The sequence below is a fragment of the Streptomyces sp. NH27 genome, from assembly GCF_056859195.1.
The window spans coordinates 1-8,955 of the sequence record NZ_JACEGK010000326.1 but is presented as its reverse complement, the minus strand read 5'-3'; the positions used below and the strand labels follow the sequence as shown (position 1 = coordinate 8,955).

Sequence of the window (8,955 nt, the reverse complement as noted above, 5' to 3'; positions counted from 1 at the left end):
TCACCGAGATGTGGGACCGGCTGACCGGGACGCAGCCCGACCCCTCACGCTGGCTGGTGGGGGCGACGGCGCTGATCGCGCTCGCCGCCGTGGTGATGCGCGGTGCGTGGCACGTCACCCGCAACGCGGTCACGATCGCGCACGAGGGCGGCCACGGCCTGATCGCGCTGCTGACCGGCCGCCGGCTCCAGGGCATACGCCTGCACTCCGACACCTCGGGCCTGACCGTCTCCAAGGGCAAGCCGCACGGCCCCGGCATGGTGCTGACCGCCGCCGCGGGGTACACCGCTCCCCCGCTGCTCGGCCTGGCCGGGGCGGGGCTGCTGACCGCCGGGCACATCACCGCGCTGCTGTGGGGGGCGACCGCGCTGCTCCTGGTGATGCTGGTGATGATCCGCAACGCGTACGGAGTGCTGACCGTCGTCGTCACCGGTGCGCTGTTCCTGCTGGTGTCGTGGCTGACCAACGCGCAGGTGCAGGCGGCGTTCGCGTACCTGGTGGTGTGGTTCCTGCTGCTGGGCGGGGCGCGGCCGGTCGCGGAACTGCAGAGCTCCCGGCGCAGGGACCGCAGCGGCTCCTCCGACCCGGACCAGCTCGCCCGGCTGACCCGAACCCCGGCGGCCCTGTGGCTGCTGCTGTTCTACGTCGTCGCGCTGTGCTCACTGTTCGCGGGCGGCCGGTGGCTGCTGGTCCGGTAGGCCGGGCGGGGCCGCATCCAGGGCCGGTACCCGGATCGGCGGTACCCGGGTCGGCGGTCCCGGGTCGCGCGCCCGGGGCGGGGTTCCAGGCGGGGTCCCAGGGCCGAGGCCGGGCGGCGACGAGGGTAGCCGCACCCTGATTCCAGCGGGTTTCGCCGCTTTCGCCGACTCATCTCCCCGCACCCGAGCCACTACGCTTGCTGCCCATGACCGACAGCCCCGCGCAGACCGACCTGTGGCCGGCCCCGACCGCGCCCGCTGCCGTGGACGCGACCGTCCAGGTGCCGGGTTCGAAGTCGGTGACCAATCGCGCCTGGGTGCTCGCCGCGCTGTCCACGGAACCCGGATGGCTGCGCCGTCCGCTGCGCAGCCGCGACACCGTGCTGATGGCGGACGCGCTGCGGGCGATGGGCGTGCAGATCGACGAGATGGTCAACCCCGACGGCGGCGAGGCGTGGCGGATCATCCCGGCCGGGCTGCGCGGCCCGACCACCATCGACGTCGGCAACGCCGGCACCGTGATGCGCTTCCTGCCCCCGGTGGCCGCGCTCGCCGACGGCCCGGTCCGCTTCGAGGGCGACGCGCGGTCGTACGAACGCCCGCTGCACGGCGTGATCGACGCCCTGCGCGCGCTGGGCGCCCGGGTCGACGACGAGGGCCGCAGCTCGCTGCCGCTGACCGTGCACGGCGCCGGGTCGCTGTCCGGCGGCGCGGTGGACGTCGACGCGTCGTCCTCGTCCCAGTTCGTCAGCGCCCTGCTGCTGTCGGGGCCGCGCTTCAACAAGGGCCTGGAGCTGCGGCACACCGGCCGCACCCTGCCCTCGCTGCCGCACATCCGGATGACCGTCGACATGCTGCGCAAGGCGGGCGCCAAGGTCGACGCCCCGCAGGACGGCGGCGCCGCCAACGTGTGGCGGGTCGCCGCGGGCGCGCTGCTGGGCCGCGACCTGACCGTGGAGCCCGACCTGTCGAACGCGGCGCCGTTCCTGGCCGCCGCCCTGGTCACCGGCGGCCGGGTCACCGTGCCGGGCTGGCCGCGGCTGACCTCGCAGCCCGGCGACGCGCTGCGCGACATCTTCACCCGGATGGGCGGCTCCTGCGAGCTGACCGACCACGGCCTGACCTTCGCCGGCAGCGGGCGGCTGCGCCCGCTCGTCGCCGACCTGGGCGACGTGGGCGAGCTGACCCCGGTGATCGCCGCGGTCGCCGCGCTCGCCGACGGCGACTCGCGGCTGTCCGGCATCGCCCACCTGCGGCTGCACGAGACGGACCGGCTGGCCGCGCTGGCCACCGAGCTGAACGGCCTGGGCGGCGACGTCACCGAGACCGCGGACGGCCTGCTGATCCGCCCCCGTCCGCTGCACGGCGGGGTGTTCCACACCTACGACGACCATCGGCTGGCCACGGCCGCCGCCGTACTCGGCCTGGCCGTGCCCGGTATCGAGGTGGAGAACATCGCGACGACCGCGAAGACACTGCCGGACTTCCCCGATCTGTGGGCGGACATGCTGGCCCGACCCGGGACCATGCCCGGAACCACCGGCACCGGCACGGGACGGGGCTGACGGCCGCCATGCGCCGCTACGGCAAGAACCCCGACGAGGACGACATCCGGGTCCGTCCCAACAGCAAGGGCACCCGCCCGCGCACCTCGATCCGCCCCAAGCACGAGGACGCCGCCGAGGGCATGGTGCTCACCGTCGACCGCGGCCGGCTCACCGTCCTGGTCGAGGACCGCGAGGTCACCGCGATGAAGGCGCGCGAGCTGGGCCGCAAGTCCGCGGTGGTCGGCGACCGGGTGGCCGTGGTCGGCGACCTGTCGGGCGCCAAGGACACCCTGGCCCGGATCGTGCGGGTGGAGAAGCGCACCTCGGTGCTGCGCCGCACCGCCGACGACACCGACCCGTACGAACGGGTGGTGGTCGCCAACGCCGACCAGCTCGCCATCGTCACCGCGCTCGCCGACCCCGAGCCGCGCCCCCGGATGATCGACCGCTGCCTGGTCGCCGCCTATGACGCGGGGCTCACCCCGCTGCTGGTGCTCACCAAGTCCGACCTCGCGCCGGCCGAATCGCTGCTGGAGACGTACGGCGCGCTCGACGTGCCGTACGTGGTCACCAACCGGGAGGACTTCCTGACCGGCGGGGTGGACCAGATCCGCGAACGGCTGGCCGGACACGTCACCGCGCTCGTCGGACACAGCGGCGTCGGCAAGACCACGCTCGTCAACGCGCTGGTGGAGCGGCAGCGGACCACCGGCGTGGTCAACGCGGTCACCGGTCGCGGCCGGCACACCACCACGTCGGCGCTCGCGCTGCCACTGCCGGGCGACTCCGGCTGGGTGATCGACACTCCCGGGGTGCGGTCCTTCGGCCTGGCGCACATCGATCCGTCCCGGGTGGTCCAGGCGTTCCCCGACCTGGTGCCGGGTACCGAGGAGTGCCCGCGCGGCTGTTCGCACGACGAGCCGGACTGCGCGCTGGACGCGTGGGTAGCCGCAGGTCATGCCGAGCCCGCCCGACTGGACTCGCTGCGGCGCCTGCTGGCGACGCGTGAGCGGCACGAAGGAGACTGACGGTACCCCCATCGGTTCCGCGGCCCAGCTGTGTGATGATCGGCTGCGAACAGAGACGTGCGACGCACGGCGGAACGACGGATACGGATACGGAGGCACCCGATGCCCTGGCTTCTCGTGGTGGTCGCGGGGCTCTTCGAGACAGGGTTCGCGGTGAGCCTGAAGCTGTCGCACGGCTTCAGCAGGTTGTGGCCGACGGTGGCCTTCTGCCTTTTCGCTCTCGGCTCGTTCGGCCTGCTGACCCTCTCCCTGAAGAAGCTCGACGTCGGCCCGGCGTACGCGGTGTGGACCGGTATCGGCGCGGCCGGCACCGCGATCTACGGCATGGCGTTCCTCGGCGACCTGGTCTCCGCGCTGAAGCTGGTGTCGATCTCGCTGGTCATCTTCGGTGTGATCGGCCTTCAGATCTCGGGCTCCTCGCACTGACCTCGCGCCCTCCACCCACGGCGCCCAACCGGCCGGGCCTCGCACGCTCCTGACGCCCCGTCAACGACGATGCCGAGCCAGCAGGCTACGCACCAGTTGGGCGACCCGCATACAGGCGTGCTCGTCGGTCGGGGCGGGCGCGATGACGTAGGAGACGGTGAGGCGGATGGCGGCGTCGCAGGCCCAGGCGATGTCGTCGGCGGGCAGCCGGGGGAAGGCGCGGGTGAAGGAGACGGTGGCGCGGGCGCGCAAGGCGTCGGCGAGGTCGGGCAGCGGGGGGCGCGAGGTGCGGTCGCCGGCCAGGGCGGCGTGGACCAGCGGGCTGCGGCGGGCGCGGCGCAGCGTCCAGCCGGCCGCGGCGGCGAACCGTTCGCCGGCGTCGCCGCCGTCCTGCCCGGCGCGGGCGAGCGCCTCGTCGACACCGGTGAGGTAGATGTCGGTCTCCCGCCGGGCCAGCGCGCGGGCCAGCCCGTCCTTGCTGTGGAACTCGTTGTAGAGGGTCTGCCGGGAGACCCCGGCGGCCGCGGCCACCTCGACCATCCGGACCTCGGTCCACGACCGGCCGGCGAGCGCGGTGAACGCCGCTTCGAGGAGCGATTCGCGCACGGTAGGCATCGTTGCCTCCCCAATACCGCAAGCGTCGTGGGCCGCGGGCAGCGGGCGTGCCGAAAGAATTGACGCGGGCCGACGCGCTGTCAAGGCTCCGCGACGGTCTGTGTGGGGCGCGTGGGGCCGTGACCCCGATGTGACGGCCGCGGGAGGCGACGGCGGCGGGCGTATGGCGGCCGCGGGCATCGACCGCGGGCGTGTGGCGGCCCTGTGGACGTGATGGCAGCGCACCTGGCCGAATCGATACTGTTCGGCACATGCCCGACTACAACGACGACCTGCGGCTGGCCCACGTGCTCGCCGACGCCGCCGACGCCGCGACGATGGAGCGGTTCAAGGCGATCGACCTCAAGGTGGAGACCAAGCCCGACCTGACGCCGGTGACCGAGGCGGACAAGGCCGCGGAGGAGCTGATCCGGGGCCAGTTGGGCCGGGCCAGGCCGCGGGACGCGGTGCTCGGCGAGGAGTACGGCAGCGAGGGCAGCGGCGCCCGGCGGTGGATCGTCGACCCGATCGACGGCACCAAGAACTACGTGCGCGGCGTGCCGGTGTGGGCGACGCTGATCTCGCTCGCGGTGCGCGGCAAGGGCGGCGACGAGGTGGTGGTCGGCGTGGTGTCCGCGCCCGCGCTGGGTCGGCGCTGGTGGGCGGCGAAGGGCAGCGGCGCGTACAGCGGGCGCAGTCTGTCGTCGGCGACCCGGCTGCACGTCTCGCGGGTCGGCCGGCTGGAGGACGCCTCGTTCGCGTACTCCTCGTTGCACGGCTGGGAGGAGGCGGGCCGGATGGAGGGCTTCCTGCACCTGACCCGGAACTGCTGGCGGACCCGCGGGTACGGCGATTTCTGGCCGTACATGATGGTCGCCGAGGGCTCGGTGGACATCTGCGCGGAGCCGGAGCTGAGCGTCTGGGACATGGCGGCGAACGACGTGATCGTGCGGGAGGCGGGCGGCCGATTCACCTCGCTGGAGGGCGAGTCGGGGCCGTTCGGCGGCAACGCGGCAGCGTCGAACGGGCTGTTGCACGAGGAGCTACTGGGATATTTGGGGCGCTCCTGACTCTTGCCTCACACGCAACAGCATGTGACCATGAGAATACCCCCGCTTGTGAACTTGTGAAACCGTTCACGGAAGGCCCCGCCGGCGTGCGCGGACGGCTTCACCCACCAGGAGGTGCCCCCACATGCTGGTTCGTGATGCGATGAGCACGGTGGTGCTGACCATCGGCCCCGCCCATACCCTCCACCAGGCCGCCCGTCTGATGTCCGCCCGCCGGGTCGGCGCGGCAATCGTCCTCGACCCCGACACCTGCGGGCTCGGCATCCTCACCGAGCGCGACATCCTCGACGCGGTCGGTGCCGGCCTCGATCCCGACGGCGAGTACGCCCACGCCCACACCACGACCGACGTCGTCTTCGCCGCCCCGGCGTGGACCCTGGAAGAGGCCGCCGCCGCGATGGTGCACGGCGGCTTCCGGCACCTGATCGTGCTGGACGGACGCGAGCCGGTCGGCGTGGTGTCGGTCCGCGACATCATCCGGCTGTGGGCGCCGGCCCGTTCCGCGGTACCGGCGTAGCGCCTGCCCGCACCCGCCCTGCTACCGGAGGGGGCCGGAGCCCCATGGCGTCCAGCCCCCTTCGGTTTTACGGTCAAGCGCTGGTTCAGCCGCGAAGGGCCTGGACCGCGGCGTCCAGCCGCTTGCCGTAGTCGGCGTCCGCCTGGCGGAAGTTGCCGATCGCCCGCTCGATGATGTCCTCGCGCGAGACCTGGGCGAGGGCGCCCGCGAGGTTGTCGATCAGGCGCGTCCTGGCGTCCTCGTCGAGCAGCCGGTAGAGGTTGCCGGCCTGCACGAAGTCGTCGTCCTCGGCGTGCGAGGGCGCGGCGCCGTACTGGGTGACACCGGAGACGGCGGTGGACTCCCACAGCGGGCGGCCGGTCTCGACGGGGCCGCCGAAGCTGTTCGGCTCGTAGTTCCTGGCGCCCTTGTGCCGGCCGTCGTACAGGTGGCCGTCACGGCTGTGGGTACGCGCCTCGGTGGCGTGCGGGCGGTTCACCGGCAGGTGGTCGGCGTTGACGCCGACGCGGTAGCGGTGCGCGTCGCCGTACGCGAACAGCCGGCCCTGGAGCATCTTGTCCGGGGACGGGCCGATGCCGGGCACGAAGTGCGCCGGGCTGAAGGCGGACTGCTCGACCTCGGCGAAGACGTTCTCCGGGTTGCGGTTCAGCTCCAGCCGGCCGATCTCGATCGGCGGGTAGTCCGCGTGCGGCCACACCTTGGTGAGGTCGAACGGGTTGAAGCGGTAGCTCGCCGCGTCGGCCGCCGGCATCACCTGGACCTGCACGGTCCAGCTCGGGAAGTCGCCGCGCTCGATGGCCTCGCGCAGGTCGCGCTGGTGCGAGTCCGGGTCGGCGCCGGCCAGCCGCTCGGCGTCCTCGGCGGTGATGTTCTCGATGCCCTGGTCGGTCTTGAAGTGGTACTTCACCCAGAAGACCTCGCCCGCCTCGTTGTTCCACTGGTAGGTGTGCGAGCCGTACCCGTTGAGGTGGCGGTAGGAGGCCGGGATGCCACGGTCACCGAAGAGCCAGGTCACCTGGTGGGTGGCCTCCGGGCTCAGGCCCCAGAAGTCCCATACGTTGTCCGGCTCCTGGGAGCCTGTGTACGGGTCGCGCTTCTGGGTGTGGATGAAGTCGGGGAACTTCAGGGCGTCCTTGATGAAGAACACCGGGGTGTTGTTTCCGACGAGGTCGTAATTGCCCTCCTCGGTGTAGAACTTCAGCGCGAAGCCGCGCGGGTCGCGCACCGCGTCTGCCGAGCCCAGGTTGCCCGCGACGGTGGAGAACCGCAGGAACGTCTCGGTCTGCCTGCCCACCTCGGAGAGGAACTTCGCGCGCGTCCACCGCGACACGTCACGGGTCAGGGTGAAGGTGCCGTACGCCCCCGCGCCGCGGGCGTGGACCACGCGCTCCGGAATCCGCTCGCGGTTGAAGTGGGCGAGCTTCTCCAGCAGGTGCTGGCTCTGCACCAGCACCGGACCGCCGAGGCCGGCCGTCTCGCTGTTCTGGTTGTCCGCAACGGGCGCGCCGGACTCTGTGGTCAGCGGAGCCGTCTCCTGAGCAGTCACGTCTTGTCTCCCTGGTGTCGACCTGTCCCTCGGCCGCCGCCGGACCTCTCGGCCGGCGCCGGACTCGATCCTACAATCGATATTGTCTAAGCCAAGATGATAGCCAGTTGTGGACATGGTCGCCTTCAGGACCCCGACTGTTAAGGTGATACACATGAGCGACCTGTTGGAACGACTGCGCGAACGCGGCTGGCGCATGACCGCGCAGCGGCGAGTCGTGGCCGAGGTGCTCGACGGCGACCACGTGCACCTCACCGCCGACGAGGTCCACGCCCGCGCCATCGCCCGCCTGCCCGAGGTCTCCCGGGCGACGGTCTACAACACCCTCGGCGAGATGGTGAGCATCGGCGAGGTCATCGAGGTCGCCACCGACGGCCGCGCGAAGCGGTACGACCCGAACGCGCACCACCCGCACCAGCACCTGGTCTGCGCCAACTGCGGCACCGTCCGCGACGTCCACCCCACCGGCGACCCGCTCTCGGCCCTCCCGGTCGAGGAGCGCTTCGGCTTCACCGTCTCCGCGGCCGAGGTCACCTACCGCGGGCTCTGCCCGGACTGTACGTAGCGGCCTTCCCGCTCCGTACGCCGATCCGCTCGGCCAGCCGGCGTACCGCCGGTTCGGTCCGGGTCCGGCCGATCCACAGCGTCTCCGGCGGCACGTCGTGCGGCACCCGCGCCAGCGCCTGGAACACCTCCCTGGCCACGCCCGGGTCGGAGTCGTTGGCCAACGGACCCAGCAGCGGCACCAGTTCGTACGGCTTCGCGAGCCGTCCCACCGCGCGCGCCGCCGCCTTGCGCACCGCCGCACGCGGGTCCGGCAGCAGCCGGGCGAGCGCCCCCACGTCCGCGGCGTCGCCGCACTCCCCCAACCCCGCGGCGAGCCCGGCGAGCAGCCCCGGCGCGGCGTCCGGCGCCTTCGCCGCCTTCCGCAGCTGCTTGCGGTAGACGTCCGCGGGCGGCTCACCGCGCTGGTAGAGCTTCCAACGGGCCTGCGCCCGCACCATCCTGGCCCGGTCCGCCAGCGGCGCGACCAGCCGCGTGGCCGGCACGTCCGCGGGCAGCGCCGACACCGCCAGCTCGCGCACCACCGCACCACCCGCCCATAACAGCCGCCCGGCCTGCTCCGGGTCCAGCTCCAGCAGCCGCTGCGCGCACAGCCGCCGGCACACCTGGTCCGCGTCGTGCAACGCGGTACGCAACAGGTCGCCGCGGACGGACTCGCCCAGGTCCAGGGCGAGTTCGACGCCGAAGCGGCGCACCCGCGGATCGGCGTGCGCGGCCAGCGCCCGCACCGCCCGGCGCTGCGCCGGCTCCCCCAGCACCGACCGGTACTCGACGAACAGGCCCTGCGCCCGCCGCCGCGCCCCGACCCTCAGCAGCACCCCCACCGCCGCGGGCGCCTCGTCCGGGGCGGTACGCGCCAGCAGCGCGGCCCGCGCTTCGGCCGCGACCTGCGGCACCCAGTCCACCGCCCGCACCGCCAGCGCCGCCGCGGGCAACGGCCCCCCGAACGCGGCCAGCGCCCGCAC

10 protein-coding genes are annotated in these 8,955 nt (G+C 73.0%); 7 read left to right on the top strand and 3 right to left on the bottom strand.

All coding sequences use genetic code 11. The features are described 5' to 3' along the window. Positions 1-8 precede the first annotated feature (8 nt). The 4 genes from AC13HU_RS24190 to AC13HU_RS24175 all read left to right on the top strand — a co-directional run bounded on the left by AC13HU_RS24190 (position 9) and on the right by AC13HU_RS24175 (position 3,699). Entirely contained in the window at positions 9-698 is a 690-nt protein-coding gene (locus tag AC13HU_RS24190) for a M50 family metallopeptidase (protein WP_483044046.1), read from the top strand. A gap of 206 nt (positions 699-904) precedes the next feature. Continuing rightward, positions 905-2,263: a 3-phosphoshikimate 1-carboxyvinyltransferase gene (gene aroA / locus AC13HU_RS24185; protein WP_483044045.1), complete on the top strand. Its 1,359-nt coding sequence runs from the start codon at positions 905-907 to the stop codon at positions 2,261-2,263. 8 nt (positions 2,264-2,271) lie between these two features. After that, positions 2,272-3,273, top strand: coding sequence for a ribosome small subunit-dependent GTPase A (gene rsgA / locus AC13HU_RS24180; RefSeq protein WP_483044044.1), 1,002 nt, complete (start codon positions 2,272-2,274; stop codon positions 3,271-3,273). Between the two features lie 102 nt (positions 3,274-3,375). Then, positions 3,376-3,699, top strand: coding sequence for a DMT family transporter (locus AC13HU_RS24175; RefSeq protein ID WP_483044043.1), 324 nt, complete (start codon positions 3,376-3,378; stop codon positions 3,697-3,699). Between the two features lie 60 nt (positions 3,700-3,759). Here the strand turns inward: AC13HU_RS24175 and AC13HU_RS24170 are convergent, their stop codons facing one another. Then, positions 3,760-4,314: a TetR/AcrR family transcriptional regulator gene (locus AC13HU_RS24170; RefSeq protein ID WP_483044042.1), complete on the bottom strand. Its 555-nt coding sequence runs from the start codon at positions 4,312-4,314 to the stop codon at positions 3,760-3,762. Positions 4,315-4,565: 251 nt separating this feature from the next. On the opposite strand from AC13HU_RS24170, the gene hisN reads away from it, so the two are divergent. Further along, a complete protein-coding gene (hisN, locus tag AC13HU_RS24165) occupies positions 4,566-5,363 on the top strand; it encodes a histidinol-phosphatase (RefSeq protein ID WP_483044041.1) in 798 nt (265 codons plus the stop codon). A 124-nt stretch (positions 5,364-5,487) separates the two neighbouring features. After that, entirely contained in the window at positions 5,488-5,880 is a 393-nt protein-coding gene (locus AC13HU_RS24160) for a CBS domain-containing protein (RefSeq protein ID WP_483044040.1), read from the top strand. 85 nt (positions 5,881-5,965) lie between these two features. Here AC13HU_RS24160 and AC13HU_RS24155 read toward each other — a convergent pair whose 3' ends face one another. Then, complete coding sequence (locus AC13HU_RS24155; protein ID WP_483044039.1) at positions 5,966-7,426, bottom strand: catalase; 1,461 nt, start codon at positions 7,424-7,426, stop codon at positions 5,966-5,968. A gap of 154 nt (positions 7,427-7,580) precedes the next feature. On the opposite strand from AC13HU_RS24155, the gene AC13HU_RS24150 reads away from it, so the two are divergent. Next, positions 7,581-7,991, top strand: a complete 411-nt coding sequence (locus tag AC13HU_RS24150) for a Fur family transcriptional regulator (RefSeq protein WP_483044038.1) — start codon at positions 7,581-7,583, stop codon at positions 7,989-7,991. On the opposite strand, the gene AC13HU_RS24145 is transcribed toward AC13HU_RS24150, so the two are convergent. Continuing rightward, a partial coding sequence (locus AC13HU_RS24145) for a HEAT repeat domain-containing protein (protein WP_483044037.1) occupies positions 7,957-8,955 on the bottom strand: 999 nt, incomplete at its 5' end. The genes AC13HU_RS24150 and AC13HU_RS24145 overlap by 35 nt on opposite strands.